The sequence below is a fragment of the Longimicrobium sp. genome (assembly GCF_048594345.1).
Classification (GTDB): domain Bacteria; phylum Gemmatimonadota; class Gemmatimonadetes; order Longimicrobiales; family Longimicrobiaceae; genus Longimicrobium.
Genome location: NZ_JBMDXM010000084.1, coordinates 1 through 19,289 on the forward strand (window position 1 = coordinate 1; position 19,289 = coordinate 19,289).

Annotated in this window: 19 protein-coding genes; all 19 read left to right on the forward strand. The window is 70.9% G+C overall.

Translation table 11 applies throughout. From position 1 onward, the window contains the following. Positions 1 to 129 precede the first annotated feature (129 nt). The 19 genes from ACOJUJ_RS09230 (at position 130) to ACOJUJ_RS09320 (ending at position 18,739) form a co-directional block, all read left to right on the forward strand. Positions 130 to 423: a hypothetical protein gene (locus ACOJUJ_RS09230; RefSeq protein ID WP_420126572.1), complete on the forward strand. Its 294-nt coding sequence runs from the start codon at positions 130 to 132 to the stop codon at positions 421 to 423. Positions 424 to 772: 349 nt separating this feature from the next. Beyond that, positions 773 to 1,264, forward strand: coding sequence for a chemotaxis protein CheW (locus ACOJUJ_RS09235; protein WP_420126573.1), 492 nt, complete (start codon positions 773 to 775; stop codon positions 1,262 to 1,264). Positions 1,265 to 1,316: 52 nt separating this feature from the next. Continuing rightward, a complete protein-coding gene (locus ACOJUJ_RS09240) occupies positions 1,317 to 1,679 on the forward strand; it encodes a response regulator (RefSeq protein ID WP_420126574.1) in 363 nt (120 codons plus the stop codon). A 140-nt stretch (positions 1,680 to 1,819) separates the two neighbouring features. Then, positions 1,820 to 3,793: a chemotaxis protein CheA gene (locus ACOJUJ_RS09245; protein ID WP_420126575.1), complete on the forward strand. Its 1,974-nt coding sequence runs from the start codon at positions 1,820 to 1,822 to the stop codon at positions 3,791 to 3,793. A 360-nt stretch (positions 3,794 to 4,153) separates the two neighbouring features. Beyond that, positions 4,154 to 4,774, forward strand: coding sequence for a chemotaxis protein CheC (locus tag ACOJUJ_RS09250; protein WP_420126576.1), 621 nt, complete (start codon positions 4,154 to 4,156; stop codon positions 4,772 to 4,774). Position 4,775: 1 nt separating this feature from the next. Next, positions 4,776 to 7,517: a tetratricopeptide repeat protein gene (locus ACOJUJ_RS09255; RefSeq protein ID WP_420126577.1), complete on the forward strand. Its 2,742-nt coding sequence runs from the start codon at positions 4,776 to 4,778 to the stop codon at positions 7,515 to 7,517. 3 nt (positions 7,518 to 7,520) lie between these two features. Beyond that, entirely contained in the window at positions 7,521 to 8,666 is a 1,146-nt protein-coding gene (locus ACOJUJ_RS09260; RefSeq protein ID WP_420126578.1) for a DUF4388 domain-containing protein, read from the forward strand. After that, entirely contained in the window at positions 8,663 to 9,625 is a 963-nt protein-coding gene (locus tag ACOJUJ_RS09265; protein WP_420126579.1) for a tetratricopeptide repeat protein, read from the forward strand. Before ACOJUJ_RS09260 ends, ACOJUJ_RS09265 begins: the two co-directional genes overlap by 4 nt. Beyond that, positions 9,622 to 9,975, forward strand: a complete 354-nt coding sequence (locus ACOJUJ_RS09270; protein ID WP_420126580.1) for a roadblock/LC7 domain-containing protein — start codon at positions 9,622 to 9,624, stop codon at positions 9,973 to 9,975. Before ACOJUJ_RS09265 ends, ACOJUJ_RS09270 begins: the two co-directional genes overlap by 4 nt. Continuing rightward, positions 9,972 to 10,457, forward strand: a complete 486-nt coding sequence (locus tag ACOJUJ_RS09275; RefSeq protein ID WP_420126581.1) for a roadblock/LC7 domain-containing protein — start codon at positions 9,972 to 9,974, stop codon at positions 10,455 to 10,457. Before ACOJUJ_RS09270 ends, ACOJUJ_RS09275 begins: the two co-directional genes overlap by 4 nt. A 13-nt stretch (positions 10,458 to 10,470) precedes the next feature. Beyond that, positions 10,471 to 11,088: a GTP-binding protein gene (locus ACOJUJ_RS09280; RefSeq protein WP_420126582.1), complete on the forward strand. Its 618-nt coding sequence runs from the start codon at positions 10,471 to 10,473 to the stop codon at positions 11,086 to 11,088. A gap of 445 nt (positions 11,089 to 11,533) precedes the next feature. After that, positions 11,534 to 12,727, forward strand: a complete 1,194-nt coding sequence (locus ACOJUJ_RS09285) for a DnaA ATPase domain-containing protein (protein WP_420126583.1) — start codon at positions 11,534 to 11,536, stop codon at positions 12,725 to 12,727. A 1-nt stretch (position 12,728) separates the two neighbouring features. Further along, positions 12,729 to 14,348, forward strand: a complete 1,620-nt coding sequence (locus ACOJUJ_RS09290; RefSeq protein WP_420126584.1) for a DUF4388 domain-containing protein — start codon at positions 12,729 to 12,731, stop codon at positions 14,346 to 14,348. Further along, entirely contained in the window at positions 14,345 to 15,199 is an 855-nt protein-coding gene (locus ACOJUJ_RS09295; protein ID WP_420126585.1) for a CheR family methyltransferase, read from the forward strand. The genes ACOJUJ_RS09290 and ACOJUJ_RS09295 overlap by 4 nt, the downstream gene beginning before the upstream one ends. Beyond that, positions 15,196 to 15,690, forward strand: a complete 495-nt coding sequence (locus ACOJUJ_RS09300; RefSeq protein WP_420126586.1) for a chemotaxis protein CheD — start codon at positions 15,196 to 15,198, stop codon at positions 15,688 to 15,690. The genes ACOJUJ_RS09295 and ACOJUJ_RS09300 overlap by 4 nt, the downstream gene beginning before the upstream one ends. Continuing rightward, positions 15,677 to 16,894 (forward strand): protein-glutamate methylesterase/protein-glutamine glutaminase, encoded by a 1,218-nt coding sequence (locus ACOJUJ_RS09305; protein ID WP_420126587.1) that lies wholly within the window; start codon positions 15,677 to 15,679, stop codon positions 16,892 to 16,894. Before ACOJUJ_RS09300 ends, ACOJUJ_RS09305 begins: the two co-directional genes overlap by 14 nt. Next, a complete protein-coding gene (locus ACOJUJ_RS09310; RefSeq protein ID WP_420126588.1) occupies positions 16,891 to 17,388 on the forward strand; it encodes a chemotaxis protein CheW in 498 nt (165 codons plus the stop codon). Before ACOJUJ_RS09305 ends, ACOJUJ_RS09310 begins: the two co-directional genes overlap by 4 nt. After that, complete coding sequence (locus ACOJUJ_RS09315) at positions 17,385 to 17,894, forward strand: chemotaxis protein CheW (protein WP_420126589.1); 510 nt, start codon at positions 17,385 to 17,387, stop codon at positions 17,892 to 17,894. The genes ACOJUJ_RS09310 and ACOJUJ_RS09315 overlap by 4 nt, the downstream gene beginning before the upstream one ends. Next, positions 17,891 to 18,739 carry a tetratricopeptide repeat protein gene (locus ACOJUJ_RS09320; RefSeq protein WP_420126590.1) on the forward strand — a complete coding sequence of 283 codons (849 nt, stop codon included), beginning with the start codon at positions 17,891 to 17,893 and terminating at the stop codon, positions 18,737 to 18,739. Before ACOJUJ_RS09315 ends, ACOJUJ_RS09320 begins: the two co-directional genes overlap by 4 nt. The last annotated feature ends 550 nt before the right edge of the window (positions 18,740 to 19,289 follow it).

Sequence of the window (19,289 nt, forward strand, 5' to 3'; positions counted from 1 at the left end):
GCGGCGGCAGCATCGGCTTCTCCGACCCGCGGGCCGCCCCCATCCCTTTCTCAGGCGGGTGCAGATGGCCCCGTGCGGCATCGCTGACCGTCTGCGCCACCGATTCACCCACCTGACCCGGGAGGACCCATGAAGAAGATCCGCCTGCGACTGGACGCGCTCGCCGTGGAGAGCTTCGAGACCACGGCCGCGGAAAAGGCGAAGGGGACGGTATTCGGCGAGGAGTGCACCTGCCCCACCAACTGCACCTGCCCGGGCTGCCTTACCTGCGACGCGACGTGTCCGCAGACCTGCGCCTATACGTGCGACGATTCCGAGTGCATCATGACGTGCGTGGATGAGACGTGCTTGGGCGGACGGCACACCTGCTGGGACAGTTGCGGATACACCTGCCAGGAAACCTGCCCTGGCTGGGACTGCTGAGGCCACGACGGCCGGCAACCCGGGACCACACCACAGCTCCCTGCCTGGGGTCGTTCTTTGCGCACGGGTCTCCGCCACCACCGGCACGGAGACCCGTCGCACTCCGACGCTCCCATCACACCATCACACCATCACACCATCACACCATCACACCATCACACCATCACACCATCACACCATCACACCATCACACCATCACACCATCACACCATCACACCATCACACCATCACACCATCACACCATCACACCCGTTCACCCGCACTCCCGCCCTTCTGTTTTCTTGACCGGCCCCACGCGCCCCCGCTATACTGTCGGCTCACCTACCAGGGCGCCACCTTCGAGCCGCTGATGTCCCAATCCGACACCCGGGCTGAACCGTTGGGGGACACCCCGGACGAGGCCGTTCTGGAGCGGATGGCGCTGCTGGTGGTGGGCGAGCACCGTTTCGCGGTGTCCATCGACCGCATCCGCGAGATCATCCCGGCCCGGCCGTACACGCCGCTGCCGGGAAGCGGGCCCCACGTGTGCGGGCTGATCAACCTGCGCGGGCGCATTGTGACGGTCATCGACCTGGGCGCCCGCCTGAAGCTTGCGCCCGCGTCGGCCAACCCGGACCACAGCATCGTGATCGTGGAGCACCGGGGCCGGCTGGCCGGCCTGGCCGTGGAGGAAGTGTCGCGCATCGTCGACGTGGACACGGCGGCATTGCAGGACGCCGCCAGCACGCTGCGGGCGCTGCGCATTGACCGCGCTTATCTGCGCGGAGTGGGCGAGACGGACGGGCAGGTGTTCGTGGCCGTTGACCCGGACGAGATCATCGCCCCCATCCTCTCCGCGTGAAACCGAACCATCCGGGCGCCAGCGCCCCAACCCGGCACCCCTACAGACGCCAATGAGCCAGACCGTCTTGATCTGCGACGACGCCATCTTCATGCGGACGATGATCGGCGACATCCTGACGCAGGCCGGATTCCAGATCGTCGCCGAGGCCGAGACGGGCGTTCAGGCCGTCGAGAAGTACCGGCAGCACAAGCCCGACCTGGTCACGATGGACATCGTGATGCCCGACATGGGCGGCATCGACGCGGTGCGCGAGATTACCCGCGAGGATCCCGGCGCGCGCATCCTGATGTGCAGCGCCATGGGCCAGCAGGCGCTGGTGATCGAGGCCATCCAGGCCGGCGCCAAGGACTTCGTGGTCAAGCCGTTCCAGCCTTCGCGGGTGCTGGAGGCGGTGCAGCGGGTTCTGGGCTGAAGTACGACATGAAGTACGAGAGTACGGAGTACGAAAGTACGCGAGGAGCCCGGACGTCCGCGCGTCTGCTCCCGGCCGCGCCGTTCCGTACTTTCGTACTTTCGTACTTTCGTACTACGCACTGAACCGCGCCCGGCCGCATGGAGCTGTCCCAGTACGCGGAGCTATTCCTCAGCGAATCCCGCGAGCACGTTTCGGCCATCAACCACCTGCTGCTCACCCTGGAAAGCGATCCGCGCTCCAGGGACGCGGTGGAGGGGCTGTTCCGTGCGGTCCACACCATCAAGGGGATGTCGGCCACCATGGGCTACCGTGCCGTGGCGGACCTGGCCCACGAGATGGAAGACCTGCTGGACCGGGTGCGCCTGGGGCGGATGACGGCCGACGCCGAGCTCGTCGACACCCTGTTTGCCGGGTGCGACGCGCTGGAGCGCAGCATCGAGACGGCGGTGGAAGAGGGCGAGGACGACGGCGCCACGGTGGCCCCCGTCGTCGCCCGGCTCCGCGCGCTGGCCGGCACCGAGGTGCCGTCGCGGGCAATGGATACGGCACCGGCCTCGGCCGATGCGATCGCGGCTCCCGCGGCTCCCATCGTCCCCGTGCTGGACGTGGAGGCGGACGAGGACACCGCGATGCGGGTGCGCGTCACCGTGGACCCGGCTTCGGCGCTGCCGGGGGTGCGCGCGTTCATGGCGGTGCGCGCGGCGCGCGGGCTGGGGACGGTCACCAGCCTGGAGCCGTCCGAGGCGGCCATGCAGGAGCCGGACTTCGCGGGCACCGTCCGCTTTGTCCTGCGCTCCGCCGCCGCACCGGCGGAGATCGAGGCGGCGTTGCGCACGGCCGGCGAGATCCGCGAGGTGGAGATCGCGCAGGGCTTGATGGACGCGCCCGCCGCGGCGGACGACTCGGCCGTGGCCGAGTCCGCGGCCGCCGCGCAGTCCGGGGCGGCGGGGCGGGCGCGCAACATCCGCGTAGACCTGCGCCGCCTGGACGCGCTGGTGAACGGGGTGGGCGAGCTGGTCATCGTCCGCGACCGCATGCGGCGCCTGGCGGGCGCGGCCGAGCCGGAGCTGGCCGATTCCATCGACCAGGCGGCGCGGCTCATCGGCGAGCTGCAGGACGAGATCATGCAGGCCCGCATGGCGCCCGTCTGGCAGGTGTTCGACCGCTTTCCGCGCCTGGTGCGCGACGCGGCGCGCTCGCTGGGCAAGCGCGTGGACTTCGTCATCGAGGGCAAGGACATCGAGCTGGACCGGTCCATGCTCGACGAGATCGGCGACCCGCTGGTCCATCTCCTCCGCAACTCGCTGGACCACGGCATCGAGTCGCCCGCGGAGCGCCGGGCCGCCGGCAAGCCCGAGACGGGGACGCTGCGCCTGTCCGCCGCCCGCGAGCGCAGCCGCATCGTCATCCGCGTGGAAGACGACGGCCGCGGCATCCACCGCGACAGGGTGCTGGCCAAGGCGCTCGCCAACGGTCTGGTCACGCCCGAAGAGGCGCGGGGGATGAGCGACGACGACGTCGCGCGCCTCATCACCCGCCCCGGCTTCAGCACGGCGGAGACGGTGACGGACGTTTCGGGGCGCGGCGTGGGGCTGGACGTGGTCGCGACGCGGGTGCGGGCACTGGGTGGGATGCTGGAGATCGCCACGCAGCCGGGGCACGGCACGGCCATGACGCTGCAGCTGCCGCAGACGCTGGCCATCGTCCGCGCGCTGCTCGTCCGCCAGAGCGGGGAAACGTACGCGCTGCCGCTGACGCACGTGGGCGAGACGGTGCACCTGCAGCCGGAGGAGATCGGCGCGGTGAAGGGCCGCCCGGTCGCCTACCTGCGCGACGAGGTGATCCCGCTGCACTCGCTGCGCAAGCTGCTGAGCAGCAACGGTGTGCGGCCGGAGGGGAAGCGCGCGGCGGTGGTGCTGGAGGTGGGCGAGCAGCGGGTGGGGCTTGAAGTGGATGCGCTGCTGGGGCAGCAGGAGATCGTGGTCAAGGCGTTCGACGCCACGGCCGACACGCTGCGCCTGTTCAGCGGCGCCACCATCCTCTCCGACGGCCGCCCCGCGCTCATTTTGGACGCCGGCAGCCTCTTGGGCGCGGCGGTCCAGGCGGGGTAAGCGCTTCGGCGAGATCTGTGTGCGGGTCCAGAAGATGGGGCCTCACACAGAGTCAGCAGAGTCAACAGAGTTTTCTCGTGCCTCGCCGACAGGCATTGGAAACGGGATCGACTTCTCCCCTCTCCGTGAGGAACGAACGGGAAGGGGCCGGGGGAGGGGCACCGCGGCGGGCGCGGTTGGATGCCCGCCGCCAGCCTGAATCCGTCGGCATCCCCAACCTCCCCCAGGGTTTTTTGGGGGAGGTGGGCGAGGTTTACGAGCCCGGAGGGGGCGCGCGGGCGCAGTGAGATGTCGGCCGGAGCGGTACTTCGACGCAGCATCGACGCAGCACTTGAACTTGATCAACGGAACCAACGTCCGATGACGATCGATTTGCGGGACCTGCAGGCGGTGCAGCTGGACGGCTTGCGCGAGGTGTCCAACATGGGCGCGGGGCACGCCGCCACGGCGCTGTCGCAGATGACCAACACCCGCATCATGATCAACGTCCCCCGGCTGCAGGTGGTGCCGCTGGAGGAAGTGCCCGACGTCATCGGCAAGGCCGACGAGGTGGTGGCCGCGGTGCTCATGCACATGCTGGGCGACCTGACCGGGCGCACGCTGCTCATCTTCCCTCGCCCCGCAGCCATGCGCCTGGCCGAGATGCTGCTGCACCGCCCCAAGGGCACCGCGCACGTCTTTGGCGAGCTGGAGCAGAGCGCCATCAAGGAGGCCGGCAACATCCTGAGCGCGGCCTACATGAACGCCATCAGCGACTTCATGGGGCTCATGCTGCTGCCCAGCGTGCCCTCGCTGGTGATCGACCTGTGCGGGGCGGTGATGACCACCGCGTACACCAACTTCGGGCACGAGCGCGACGTGGTGTTCTGCATTCAGACCGAGTTCCAGATGGACACCGATGAAAGTGTGATGGGGCAGTTCCTTCTGCTTCCCGACGTGGAGTCGCTGCAGATCATCCTGCAATCCATCCGCCTGGCTTGACGTGACGGAACCCGCCGCCCCCGAAGCGGCCGCCCGGCCGCCCCACTCGGAGCGGGACCTCCGCATCCTACGCGGCTTCGCCCAGCGCATCGACGCGGCCGACGCGGGCGCGCACAACAACCTGGGCGTCCTCTACTTCAACAAGGGGATGTACGAAGAGGCCATCGCCCAGTTCCAGCGGGCGCTGGCCATCGACCCCAAGATGCAGGTTGCCCAGCGCAACCTGGAGATCGCCTACTTCAACACCGGCTTTTACGACCGGCTCATCAGCGAGCTGCGCGAGCGGCTGCGCGAGGATCCCACCGATTCCGACGCGCGCCGCAGGCTGGCCCAGGCGTACCTGAACACCGGCGACAGCGCGGGCGCGGTCGCCGAGCTTCGCCGCGTCCTGGCCACCGACCAGGACGACCTCACCACGCTCATCCACCTGGGCCAGGCCGAAAAGGCCGGCGGCCACTTCGAGGCGGCCATGGAGTGGTTCAGCCAGGCGCTGCGGATGGACCCCGACAGCGCCGTGCTCCACTTCTCGCTCGGCGAGCTGTACTACAACCGCGGCCTGAACGAGGAGGCGCTGCGGGAATTGTCGCGCGCCATCGAGCTGAACCCCGAGCTGGCCGACGCCCACTACGTGCTCGCATTCGTCTACGGCGACATGGGCGACATGGAGCGCGCGGGCGCCAGCAGCCGCCGCGCCACGCAGCTCAACCCCAACTACGCCAAGGCGCAGACCAACCTGTCGCTGGACCGCTACTCGTCCGCGCGCTACCAGGAGCTGGTGGGCGGCCGCGTCCGCCGCCCCGAGGTCGCGGCCGGCGAGGTGCTGGCGCACTACAACCTGGGCATCGCGTTCCGCCAGAAGGGGCTGTACGAAGAGGCGCTGCGCGAGTTCACCCGCGCGCTGGAGCAGGGCGAGGAGCCCGCGCTCACCCGCCAGTCTATGGCCGAGGTCTACCTGCTCCAGGGTAAGGCGGGGCAGGCGCTCGATCTCTACGATCGCCTGCTGGCGGAGGACGAGCGCAGCCCCAAGCTGTGGAACGAGCGCGGGGTCTGCCTCCATCAATCCGGTTCGATCAACGACGCCGAGACCAGCTACCGCCGGGCGCTGGAGATGGACCCGGCGTACTCGCTGGCGTGGAACAACCTGGGCGTCGTCCGCCTGCACCGCGGCGACGCGGACGGCGCGGAGGCCTCGTTCCGCGAGTCGGTTTCGTTGCGCACGGGGTTCACCGACGCCTGGTGCAACCGCGGGCTGATGTACCTGCGCCGCGGCCGCCACGGCGCCGCCCTGGACGCCTACCGCGCCGCGCTGCGCGCCAACCCCGCGGCCGCGGCGGCGTGGAACGGCATCGGCGCGGTGCTGATGGAGACGCGGCGCTACGAGGAGGCGCGCAACGCCTTTGTCCGCGCCGTCGAGTCGGATCCGGACCACGCGGAGGCGCGCTACAACCTTTCCTTCGTCCTTTCCAACCTGGGCGACTTCGAGGGAGCGCTGCGGGAGACGAAGCGGGCGCTGGAGCTGAACCCGTACTACACCACGCCGCGTTACAAGCTGGCGATCGACCTGCAGTTTGAGTACGCGGAGGTGCTGGCGCCGGAGCTGGACGCGGCGGAGCGCATCAGCGGCGAGGATCGCGGGGTGGAAAGCTTCAGCTTCGAGGAAGGCGCGCTCGACTCCATCTTCGCCGAGCTGCAGCCGAAGCGGGACGAGGCGCCGGAGCCGGCGGCGGACGCGTTCTCCCTGGCGGAGGACTACCTGTCCAAGGGGCTGCTGGACCGCGCGCTGGCGGAGATCCGCCGCGTGGCCGTCGGCGGGGCGAACCCCGTGGAGGCCGCGCTGCTCACCGCGCAGATCTTCCTGCGCCAGGGGCTGGAGGGCGAGGCGCTGGAGCGTTTCGACGCCGCGTACGCGCGGCTGGAGGGGCAGGGGTGGACGCCCGACCACGCGCGCGCCCTGGCCGGCCGTGCCCGTGCCCTGCTGCGCCTGCACCGCCTGGACGACGCGCGCGAGGCCGCGGACCTGGTGGCCGCGCACGAGCCGGATCACCAGGAAAACCTGCAGGTGCTGGGCGAGGTGCTGCTGCTGCAGGGCGAGGCTGAGGGCGCCGTGCGGGTGCTGTCCCGCGCCTGCGAGCTTTCGCCGCGCGACCCCGGGCTGCTGCGCCACCTGGGCCGCGCCGCGCTGGCCGCCGGCCGCCAGGACGACGCCGAAAAAGCGCTGCGGCGCGCGGTGCAGCTGGATCCGGACTTCGTCGCCGCGCGGGTGGAGCTGGGGCGGCTGCTGATCTCCATCGACCGCGTGGACGAGGCGATCGCGGAGTGCCGCGCGGCGCTGGACGTGCTGCCCACGTACTCCGAGGCCGCGTACCTCCTTGCCACGGCGCTGCGGCGCTCCGGCAGGCCGGGGGAGGCGGTGGACGCGCTGGTGGACCTGCTGGCGGGCGATCCGTACCACTTCGAGGGCCTGGTCCTGCTGGGCCAGGCGCTGAACGACGACGGGCGGCGGGACGATGCGCAGCGGGCGTTCACCCGGGTGCTGCGCTTTGACCCGGACCGGGCGGACGCGCACTTTCACCTGGGGGTGATCGCGTCGTCGGAGCGGCGGTTCAGGCAGGCGATCGAGCACTGGCGCGCGGCGGTGGACGCGGACCCGCACGGTCCGTACGCCGAGCCGTCGCGGCAGAACCTGGCGATGGCGCTGGACATGGCGCGCGTGTTCCACACCGAGGCGGGCGTGGGGGTGTAGCGGATGGCGATCGAAGGACCGCTTCGCGAGCTGGCGCTCACCGACGTGTTTCAGCTCCTGGACCTGAGCCGCAAGACGGGGACGCTCAGCATTGCCCCCGAGGGCGGGCGTCACCGGCCGGCGCTGGTGCGCTTCGACCGCGGCGCGGTGACGGGCGCGGAGCTGGGGACGGCGCACGACCGGCTAGGGCACCTGCTGCTGCGCGCCGGCAAGGTGACCGAGGCGCAGATCCAGACGGCGCGCCGCGCGCAGCAGGTGGCGCCCGGCCGCGCGCTGGGGACGGTGCTGGTGGAGCAGGGGATCGTCACGGAGGATGACATCCGCCGGCAGCTGCGCTTTCAGATCCAGGAGATCGTCTTCGAGCTCATCCAGTGGAAGGACGGCTACTTCCGCTTCGAGGAAGGGCCGGGCGGCGCCAACGGCAACGTGGCCGTGCGGGTGAGCACCGAGTCGCTGCTGATGGAGGCCGCGCGCCGTGTGGACGAGTGGTCCACGCTGGAGACCAAGGTTCCCCACATGGGGGTGATCCCGGTCCTGGTGGGCGACTCGCCGGACGGGCCCGCGCTGGACCTGCACCCCACCGAGTGGGAGGTGCTGGCGGAGATCGACGGCACGCGGCCGCTCAAGGCCATCGCCTCGGCGCTGGGGCGCAGCGACTTCGACATCGCCAAGATCGTCTTTGGCCTGGCGTCCACCGGCGTGGTGGACATCCGCGAGGACGTGCCGGAACCCGCCTCGCCCGTGCCGATGGAGCGCCCCCTGCGCGACGCGCTGGGCGAGGCACAGCTGGCGCTGGCGGACGGCGCGTCCGACCGGGCGCGGCGCATTCTGGACGACCTGGCACGCGCGCACCCGGACCGGCCGGAGGTCTACACGCTGCTGGCCACGGCGCACCGCCGCCTTGGGCGCTGGGGCGAGGCGCTGATCGCGCTGGGCCGCGCGTCCGCGCTGGACCCGCTGGACGCGCCGGTGCACTACCAGATGGGGATCGCCGCCGCGCACACGGGCGACCTGCACCGCGCCCGCGAGGCGTGGGACACGTACCTGCGCCTGGACGACGCCGGCGACGCCCCGCGCCGCGCCCGCGCCGAGCGTGCCCGCGAAGCCGCCGACGCCCTGCTGTCCGTGCTGGACGAGGAGACGCAGTGAGCGCCGCCACCCCCATGCAGGTGCGCCAGTGGAGCGACGAGGTGGCGGCGGACCCCGCCAGCCTGGCCTTTCTTCCGCTGGCGGGCGCGTACCGCGAGCAGGGCCGCCACGACGCCGCGCTCAAGCTGTGCATCCGCGGGCTGGAGAAGCACCCGGACCACGTGGAGGCACACTACCTCCTGGGCCTGCTGTACCGTGAGGGCGGCGAGCAGCTCAAGGCGTTCGACGAGTGGGACATCGCCCTGGCGCTGGACCCCGACCACGCGGCTTCACGCCGGGAGATCGGCCTGATCGCCTACACGCGCGGCGACCATTCCGTCGCCGTGCGGCACCTGGAAAAGTCGCTGGCCAACGACGCCTTCGACCAGGAGGTGCGCGACGCGCTCGAGGATGCCTGGGCGAAGTCGAAGGGCGGCGGCGCATCGCCCGCATCCGCCCGCCCCGCCCCGCCGCCGCCCGTCGTTCCCGCTGCGCCGGTGCGGACGGCGACGGCGCCGGCCGCGGCTGCGTCGCCATCGACCGTATCCGCCGTGCCTGCCGCGGCTGTCGCGACTCCGGCGGCGGGGGCGGCGGACGGGACGCACTTCGACGCGGTGGCGGGGGAGTTCGACGCGCTGGCGGCGGAGCGGGGGATCGTGGGCGCGGTGCTGCTGGACGACCAGGGCTTCGTGCTCGCGGGGCAGATGGTGGTCGGCGGCGTGGATCGCGGGCCGGAAGTCGCCGCCGTCCTTTCCGGCGCGTCGTCGGAGGCGGGGCGCGCGCTGACGCACCTGGGGCTGGGCGCGTGGAAGGGGATCCTGGTGGAGACGCCGGAAGCCGTCGTCCGCCTGGCCCCCGCCGGGGACGGGATGATCGCCGTCGCCGGGCGGCGCGAGGTGCCCACGGGGTGGACGCTGCGCGTGGCGGTGCGGGCGCGCGACGCGGCGCTGCGCTTTCTGGGCGCGGGAGGCGGGGCGTGAGCGCGTACGGCGAGATGCTGGGCCGCGTTAACCGCATCACCGGCGTGCGGGGGTCCATGGTGGTCGCGGCCGAGGACGGGCTGATCGTGGAGGAGGACCTGATGGTGGGGGTCCCCGGCCCGGCGGCGGCGGCGCTGGTGGCATCCCTCTTTCGGCGCGCGCGGCGGTCCGTGCAGGCGGCGGAGTTCGGCAGCGCGAGCTACCTTCAGGTGGAGGGTGAGGACGGCCTGCTGTTCGCCGCCGCGCCGCCGCAGCTGGGCGACCTGCTGCTGGTGGTGATCGCGGAAAGCTGGGTGAACGTGGGCCTGGTGCGGCTGGAGGCGCAGCGGGTGGTCGAGGCGCTGGGATGAGGCGCGGCGACCTTCCGGAGTTCGTGGGCGCGCTGGAGGCGCCGGTAGAGCGGTTTGCGCGCGAAGCCGGGCTGCGGCTGGTGCTGCTGATCAACGAGAGCGGCCAGGTGCTGGCGCAGCGCGGCTTTGCCCGTGCGCTGGACGTGATGGGAGTGGCCGCGCTGGGTGCCGGCATCCATGCGTCGTCGCGTGCGCTGGCGGAACTGCTGGGGCAGGCAGGGTTCGGGCACCTGCACCAGGGCGGCGCGCAGGCGCAGGTGTTCATCGGCCCCTTTCGCACGCCGGCGGAGAACCTGATCGTGATCGCCGTCTTTGGCGAAGACTCGTCCATCGGCCTGGTGCAGGTGTTCTTTGGCCAGTTTACCGCGCAGGTGGCGGGGCTGCCGGGGTGGAGCGAGGTGCGGCCCACGGCGGATGCGCGGGCGTTCGAGAAGGACCTGGAGGCCGGGCTGGAGAACCTGTTCGGCGGCGCGTCCGCCTGACTGTTAGAGGCATATGTCGCTGGTCAACTACAGCACCCGCGAGATCACGTCCAAGATCGTGTACTACGGTCCGGGGCGCAGCGGAAAGACGACGAACCTGCAGTACATCCACGGCCAGGTGCCGGAGGAGCGCCGCGGGCGCATGGTGTCGCTGGCGACGGAAACCGACCGCACGCTGTTCTTCGACTTTCTTCCGCTGGACCTGGGAACGATCTCGGGGTTCCAGACGCGGTTCCAGCTGTACACGGTGCCCGGCCAGGTGTACTACGACGCCACCCGCAAGCTGGTGCTGCAGGGCGCGGACGGCGTGGTGTTCGTGGCCGACAGCCAGCGCGCGCAGCGCGACGAGAACGTGGAAAGCTTCCGCAACCTGCAGGTGAACCTGCTGGAGCAGGGGGTGGATCCGCGCACGATCCCCATCGTGCTGCAGTACAACAAGCGCGACCTGCCGGACGTGATGGGGATGGAGGAGATGGACGACCTGCTCAACTACCGCGACCTGCCGCGCTTCGAGGCGCAGGCGCTGGGGGGGATCGGCGTCTTCGACACGCTCAAGGGGATCAGCGAGCTGGTGCTGCGCCGCCTGTCGCAGCGCTTTGGCCGCAGCGTGACGGACGCGGCTGCGGAGTAGGCCGGGGTCCGGCGGACGGCGGGACTCGCACCCTCTTCCGCGCAGGGCGGGGGAGGGTGTAACGCGCTCCGGACTGGCCCTCTCCCCCGACCGGCCTTTCGCTCGTTCCTCGCGACGGCGGTCGACCCCTCCCCCAACTTCGGGGAAGGGGTTGGTGTGGGGCGGGTTCGGAGTGGTTCGGATGGGGTGGCGCGAGATGGTGGGCCGCCCCCCTCCCCGGCCCTCCCCCGCAAACTGCGCGGGGGAGGGAGGTGCGACGCACCTTCGGAAACGGGATCGACTTCTCCCCTCTCCGTGAGGAACGAACGGGGAGGGGCCGGGGGAGGGGCACCCCGGCGGACGCAGTTCGATCCCGTTCGCCGAGCCGCGATCCATCTGCATCAGCCCCGCCTCGCGCCGGACCGGGGACACGATTAGGTTAGACGTCCCTTATTCCACCGCAACGATGATCTTTCAGCAGGACCCGCGCTTCACCTTCGAGACGTTCGTCGTCGGCCCCGGCAACCGGATGGCCGCGGCCGCCGCGCGCCGTGTGGCCGAGGCCCCGCGCGCCGCGTACAACCCGCTGTTCATCCACGGCGCACGCGGCAGCGGCAAGACGCACCTGCTGCAGGCCATGGGCGCGCTGGCCCTGGCCGTGCGCCCCGACGTCCGCATCCTCTACCTGACGGCGGACACGCTGGTGGACCGCGTGTCGGCGGCGGTGGGGAGCGGGTCCATGGACGCGCTGCGCGACGAGCTGCTGGAGGCGGAACTGGTGCTGCTGGACGAGGTGCAGGCGCTGGCCGGCAAGGCGCGCACCCAGCAGGAGCTGCTGGCCCTGTGGGACGAACTGGAGTGGACCGCGCAGATCGTCCTGGCCGGCGAATCGACCGCGGCGGAGCTGCCGGGGATCGAGCCGGAGCTGCGCGCCCGCTTTGTCCGCGGGCTGGCGGTGGACCTGCCCGCCGCGACGGACGAGGGCGACCAGTCGCGGCAGGAGATCGCCCGGCGCGCGGCGGACCAGCGCGGCATCACCCTGGTAGACGGAGCCGCGGCGGAGATCGCGCGGCTGCCGTTCGCCGACGCGGCGGGGCTCGTGCAGGCGGTGGAGCGGGTGGGCGCGGCGCAGACGGAGCGCGGCGGCACGCTCACCGCGCACGAGGTGGCGGCGCTCAACCAGCCGGAGCCGGCGGCGCACACGCCGGACGAGTTCAGCGCCTTTTTGAGCGACATCACCGCCACGGTCGAGGAGATCGTGGAGACGGCGCCGTGGCGCAAGCGGCTGGCCGAGGCCATCCTGCGCTGGGAGGGCGAGGGGATCCGCACCCGCCGGCTCGAGGCCGCGCTGGACGCCGACACCGCGCCCGACATGGACGCCATCCTTGACGCGTTCACGGCGGACGTGGACAAGCTGCGCGCCATCCGCGGCGAGCTGGAGACCATGCGCTCCGACTCGGCCAGTTCGCCGCTGCTGGCCGACCCCGACCGTGTGGGCGAAGCGGAGGCGCTGGTGGTGTCGGCCAGGGCGGCGGCGGCGCGCAAGGCGGAAGAGGCCATCAAGGCGCAGCCGCAGGTGGACCGCTGGTACTTCAACCCCGAAAAGGCGGCGTGGGACTGGCTGGCCATCGAGGATCGCCTGATCGAGGAGCTGGCCTGACATGGCGATCAAGGGAAATCTCAAGGAAGCCAGCCTGCCCGACGTGCTGCAGCTGCTGGCGATGGGGCAGAAGACCGGCTGCCTGTCGCTGACGGACCGCAGCAACTTTGGCTACATCTTCTTCGAGCGCGGGCGCATCACCTACGCCAGCATCGTCAACCGGCGCGACCGGCTGGGCGACCTGCTGGTCAAGAACGGCCTCATCCAGGGCTCGCAGCTCACCGAGGCCATCGACGAGCAGGCGCGCGACCCGGACAAGAGCCGGCTGGGCGAGATCCTCATCCGCCGCGGCGCCATCACCCGCGACCAGCTGGAGCAGTACATCCGCATCCAGATCGAAGAGGCGGTCTACTACCTCTTCACCTGGTCGCAGGGCTCGTTCTACTTCGAGGCTGAGCAGCGGCCCGAGGAAGGGGCGATGCGCGTCTCCATCAACCCCGAGAACCTGCTCCTCGAAGGCGCCCGCCGCATCGACGAGTGGAGCCTGATCGAGAAGAAGATCCCCTCGCTGGACCTGGTTTTCGAGATCGACCGGTCCAAGCCGATGGTGGGGCTGGAGCTTTCGGACGAGCAGCACCGCATTGTCCCGCTGGTGGACGGCAAGCGCAGCGTGCAGGAGCTGATCGACGAAAGCGGGATGGTGGAGTTCGACGTGGGCAAGGCGCTGTTCGGGCTTATCCAGGCGGGATTCGCGCACCCCGTGGGCCGGCGGCAGGCGCAGGTCAAGGAGGTGCCCCAGGCGCGCATCGACGAGCACCGCAACCTGGGGATCGCCTTTTACAAGACGGGGATGTACGACGAGGCGACGCGCGAATTTCGCCGCGTGGCCGAGCTGCAGCCGCGGAATCTCGATGCCCGCTTTCACCTGGCGCTGATCGGCCTGCGCAAGGGCGACGACCGCTTCGCGCTGCGCTATCTGAAGGAAGTGGTGGAGCTGGGCGGGGCGCGCGCCTCCGTCTTTCACGCCATGTCCCTTGCGCTGGAGCGGCTGGGGCGGATGGCGGACGCGCGCTTTGCCGCGGACGAGGCGGCGCGGCTGGCGCCCAAGCGGCCGCAGGTGCTGCTGTCGCGCGCCATCCTGCTGCTGAAGCTGGGCGAGGTGCACGCGGCGGCGGAGGGGTTCGCCGCCTACCGCGAGGCGCTGGGGAGCGGGCGCCCGCCGGCCGCGTACTACGCCTTCGCCCTGCTGGCCGAGGCCGCCGCGGGGACGGTGGAGGCGGCGCTCCGCCTGGGGGACGAGGGGATCGAGCGGCATCCGCACGCGGCCGCCATCTACCTGCACCAGGGCGCCGTGCTGGAGCGCAAGGGCGACTGGGAGCAGGCGGAGGTCATGTACCGCCGGTCCACGGAGGAAGACGGCGACCTGCCGCAGACCTTCAAGGCGCTGGGCGACGCCCTGTACCGCCGCGGCGCGTACGACGAGGCGGCGGAGTGCTACGGGCGGGCCGTGCGCATCAACCCGCGCCTGGGCGACGACGTGTATTTTCGGATGGGGAACATCCACTACAAGCGGATGGAGCGCACGCAGGCGGTGGAGCTGTGGCGCAAGGCGCTGGAGATCAACCCCCGCAACAGCGTGGTGCGCACCAACCTGGAGCTGGTGGAGAGCGTGCTGCGATGACGGGCATCATCCCCCCCGCGTTTCCGCCGTTCTCCCTGCAGATGGAGGGCGACGACGAGGAGCTTGAGAAGCTCAAGCGCAAGATCGAGAAGGAGCGCGGCTTCAACTGCAAGTGGTACAAGGAAAAGTGCCTTCGCCGGCGCATCGCGGTGCGGATGCGGGCGCGCGGGCAGAAGACGTTCCAGGACTACGGCGCCCTGCTGGACCACGATCCGGCGGAGTACGACCACCTGCTGGACACGCTGACCATCAACGTCACCAAGTTCTTTCGCAACCTGGAAACGTGGCAGGCGGTGGAGCAGAACGTGCTCCCCGCGCTCTTCGACCGCCCCGGGCCGGTCCGGGTGTGGAGCGCGGGCAGCGCCAGCGGGGAAGAGGCGTACACCTGCTCCATCCTGATGCGCGAGTGGCTGGAAAAGCAGGGACGCTCGGCCGAGGCGTCGCGCATCCACATCACGGGAACGGACATCGACCGGCGCAGCCTGGACGCGGCGCGCAAGGGCGAGTACCCGGACCTGTCCATGACGGAAACGCCGCCGCGCGTGCGCGACCGCTGGTTCACCGGCGGCCCGCCGTGGGCGGTGCGGCCCGAGGCGCGGCCCGGGGTGACGTTCGAGCGGCGCGACCTGATCTCCGGGCCGGGGCTCACGGGCCAGGACCTGATCTTCTGCCGCAACGTGGTGATCTACTTTGACCGCGAGATCCAGGAGCAGCTGTTCAAGCAGTTCCACGACGCGCTCGCCCCCGGCGGGTTTCTGGTGATGGGAAAGGTGGAGACGTTGATCGGCGAGGCGCGACTGCTCTTCAGGCCGGTAAACAACCGCGAGCGGATCTTTCGGCGGCCGGCATGACCAAGTCCAACGGATCGACGTTCGTAAAGGTGGCGCAGGCCGCCGTGGGCGGGGCCGACGACACCCTGGTCACGCTGGGGCTGGGCTCGTGCGTGGCCATCCTGCTGCACGACGCCGAGGCGCGCGTGGGCGGCCTGGCGCACGTGCTGCTCCCCGAGCCCGCGCTGTCGCGCGACCAGGGGAACGCCGCCAAGTTCGCCACCACCGCCGTGCCCGCGCTGGTGCAGGAGATGGCGCGGCTGGGCGCGCGCCCCGGCCGGCTCAAGGCGCGCCTGGTGGGCGGCGCGGCCATGTTCCAGACGCTGATGGTGCCCGGCTCGCTGAACATGGGCGCCCGCAACATCATCGCCTCGCGCCAGGCGCTGGAGCAGGCGGGGATCCCCGTCGTCGGAGAAGAGGTGGGGGGCGACTACGGCCGCTCCGTGCGCTTTTACGTGGGCGCGGGCCGGACGACGGTAAGCTCGGTGGGCAAGGCCGATGTCGTTCTCTGAGCGCACCGAGCGCACGCGGCCGCACACCGTGCTGGTGGTGGACGACAGCGCGTTCATGCGCCGCGTCATCAGCGACATCCTGTCCAGCACCGACGAGTTCCGGGTGATCGGCACGGCGCGCGACGGCAACGACGCGTTGCGCAAGGTGCACCAGCTGGAGCCGGACCTGGTGACGATGGACGTGGAGATGCCCGGACTGGACGGCCTTTCCGCGCTGGGTTACATCATGAGCGAGACGCCGCGCCCGGTCGTCATGCTCTCCGCCTATACGACGGAGGGCGGCGAAGCGACCATGCGGGCGCTGGACTACGGCGCGGTGGACTTTGTCGCCAAGCCGTCCGGCACCATTTCGCTGAACCTGGACACGGTGGCGGACCGGCTGCTGCAGGCGCTGCGTGCGGCGTCCACCGCCAACCTGGCCGTCCTCCCCGTCCGTGTCCGCCGCCCCTCCGCGCCCCCGCCCGGGGCGGACGGGCCGGCGGAGTTCGCGGCGCCGCCGCAGACGAACGTCGTGCCGCCGCGCCGGCGCAGGCGGACCGGTGGCGAGCGCGCAGCCGCGGAGCCGCCGTCGCGCCCGGCGCACACCGGCCGCTCGGCGGAGACGGTGGTGGCGGTCGCCGCGTCCACGGGCGGGCCGCGCGCGCTGACGGAGCTGATCCCCCGGCTGCGGGCGCCGCTGGGGGCCGCCGTCCTGATCGTGCAGCACATGCCGCCGCGCTTTACCCGCTCCTTTGCCGAGCGGCTGGACGGGATGAGCGGCCTGCGCGTGGTGGAAGCGGCGGAAGGTGACGTCGTCCGCCCCGACCACGTCTATCTTGCCCCAGGCGACTGGCACATGCGCGTGGTGCGCGAAGGCGGCGAGGTGCGCATCGCGCTGGACCAGGAGCCGACGATCTGGGGCGTGCGCCCCGCGGCGGATCCGCTCTTTCGCAGCGTGGCGGAGACGTTCGGCGCGCGTGCCGTGGGGGTGGTGCTGACGGGGATGGGCAAGGACGGCGCGGAGGGGCTGCGCGACATCGTGGAGTCGGGCGGCTACGGCATCGCGCAGGACCGGGCATCGTCCGTCATCTACGGCATGCCCGCCGCCGCCGCCAAGATCGCGGATACGGTGCTCCCGCTGGACGAGATCCACGTCGGCATTGAGCGGCAGCTGGGCGCCCGCGCCGCTTCGCTCGCCGCCGCGCCCGCGGGAGGGACGCCGTGAACGCGCCCGCCCCGACTTCGGAGCTGGACTTCCGCGCCCTGATCGACCGCGGCGAGGGCGCGCAGGCGGTGGTGTTTCGCCTGGGCGGTGAATTGCACGGCTGCGACATCCGCCTGGTGGAGGAGGTGGTGACCAAGCGGCCGGTCCAGCCCCTGCCGGACATGCCGTCCCACCTGCTGGGCGTGCTGATGCTGCGCGGCGAGATGGTGCCGGTGATGGACGTGGCGCCGGCGCTCAGCGTGGCGCTGGAGGCCGGGCGCATCCCTTCCATCCTGGTGATGGCGCTGGGCGAGGGGCGCGTGGGCGTGGCGGTGGACGCCGTGCACGAGGTACTGGACGTGCCGGCGGAGTGCGTGCGCCCCGCGCCGCACACCGGCGGCGACCGCGACGCCTACGTGGTGTGCGTGGCGCGGATGGAGGACCGGCTGGTGACCCTGATCGACCTCGCGGAGATCCTCGGCGAGCGCACCACCCTGGACAGCGCGGAGCAATGAGAAACGTCAGGCAGGCGGCGGTGCCGCAGGTGCAGCTGGTCACCTTCAAGATCGGCGGCGAGGAGTTTGGCCTCGACGTCTTTGCCGTGCACGAGATCCTGCGCTACCAGGGGGTGACCCCGGTGCCGCGGGCGCCCGCCTTTGTGGAGGGGGTGCTGGACGTGCGCGGGGCCGTGGTCCCCGTCATCGACCTGCGCCGCCGCTTCGAGGTCAGGGACTTCGCCTTCGACGACGACACCCGCATCGTCCTGGTGGAGTACTCCGGCGAGCGGCTGGGGCTGATCGTGGATAGCGTCACGGAGGTGCTGCGCGCGCCGGAGACCAGCATCTCTCCCCCGCCCGCGTACATCCGCGGCCTGGCGCAGGAGTTCATGAAGGGGATCGTTCGGCTTGAGGCGCGGCTGGTGATCCTGCTGGACCTGGAGCGCATCCTGAGCAGCGAAGAGCGCATCGCGCTGGAGACGGCGGAGCTTGTCCCCGCGGAGGGAGCGGCGGACGGGGCATGACCGCGCAGGAGCTGCTGCAGGCGCTGGAAGCGCGCTACGACGCCATCGATGCCCGGCTGGAGAGCGCCGGGGCGGGGGATCGCGACGCCCTGCGCCAAGACATCGTGGGCTTTTTCCGCGAGACCGAATCCGCCATCGAGGGGCTCGCGGCGCTCAAGGAGCGCATCCGCGGGCTGGTGGAGCGCTACAAGGCCCTCCCCGCGCCGGCCCCCGCGCCCGCCCAGCCGCAGACCATCGTCAGCGACCACATCGGCAGCAGCACCTACGTGGAGCGTGGGTGGACGGCGATCGCCTCGGGGGATCCCAAGCGCGCGGTGAAGGAGCTGGAGCGCGCGCTGGAGCTGGCCCCCAACGACCCGCACGCCGAAAGCCTGCTGGGGTGGGCGCAGATGCTGCGCGAGCAGTACGACGACGCGCTGATGACGTACTACAAGGTGCTGATGAAGGACCCCAACAACCCGCTGGCGCGGGTGAACCTGGGGTACATCTGCCTCAAGAAGGGGATCTTTGGCGAGGCGATCGAGCACCTGTCGCGCGCCATCCGCCAGGAAAGCGACCGCAAGGCGCAGATCTACGCGCACCTGTACATGGGGATGCTGTACCTGGAGCGCGAGATGTACGACGACGCGCGCTCCTTCTTTGGCCGCACGCTGGAACTGGGGCCGGGGATGCTGGAGGCGTGGTGGGAGACGGGGCGCGCCTATTACCTGGAAGGCCGCCTAGCCGAGGCCGCCGACGCGTGGCGCACCGGCCACCAGGCCAACCGCTTCAACCTGTGGGGCGAACGCTGCGGCAAGGCGCTGGCGCAGCTGGAGGCGGGCGAGCCAGTGACGGACGGCGTGTGAGAGGGTGTTACAACACCTCACCTTCTTCCAACCGAGGCACACTGTCATCCTGAGGGAGCGCACGCCCGCAACCTTCATAACGACCGAAGCTTGCGCGCGACCGAAGGATCTCTGTCGGGTCGCTCCAGGCCCGGCCCTCGGGACGCCGTTCAAATCCCTCAGTCAGGTGGAAAAGGTCCTTCGGTCGGCGCCAAGACTCCATCGTACAAGCAGGATGCAATGCGGCGCCTCCCTCAGAGGGTGTTGAGAAACTTCAGTTCTTCGTACGAAGCACACAGTCATCCTGAGGGAGCGCCACGCGGAACCTTCAGGAACACAAAGCTTACGCGCGACCGAAGGACCTTCTCTCCGCCACCGTGAGGCCAGATGCGAGGAATGAAGCCGGCCTCACGCTTCTGCCGGCAAGGTCCTTCGGTCGGCGCCAGAGTATTGTGTCTGAACAGGTTTTGGAGCGGCGCCTCCCTCAGGATGACTGATCGCGGGGGAGGTTCGGCAACACCCTCCGAGCCTGAGGAAGCCCGGGAACCGGGGTCCAGGAACACGCGACGGA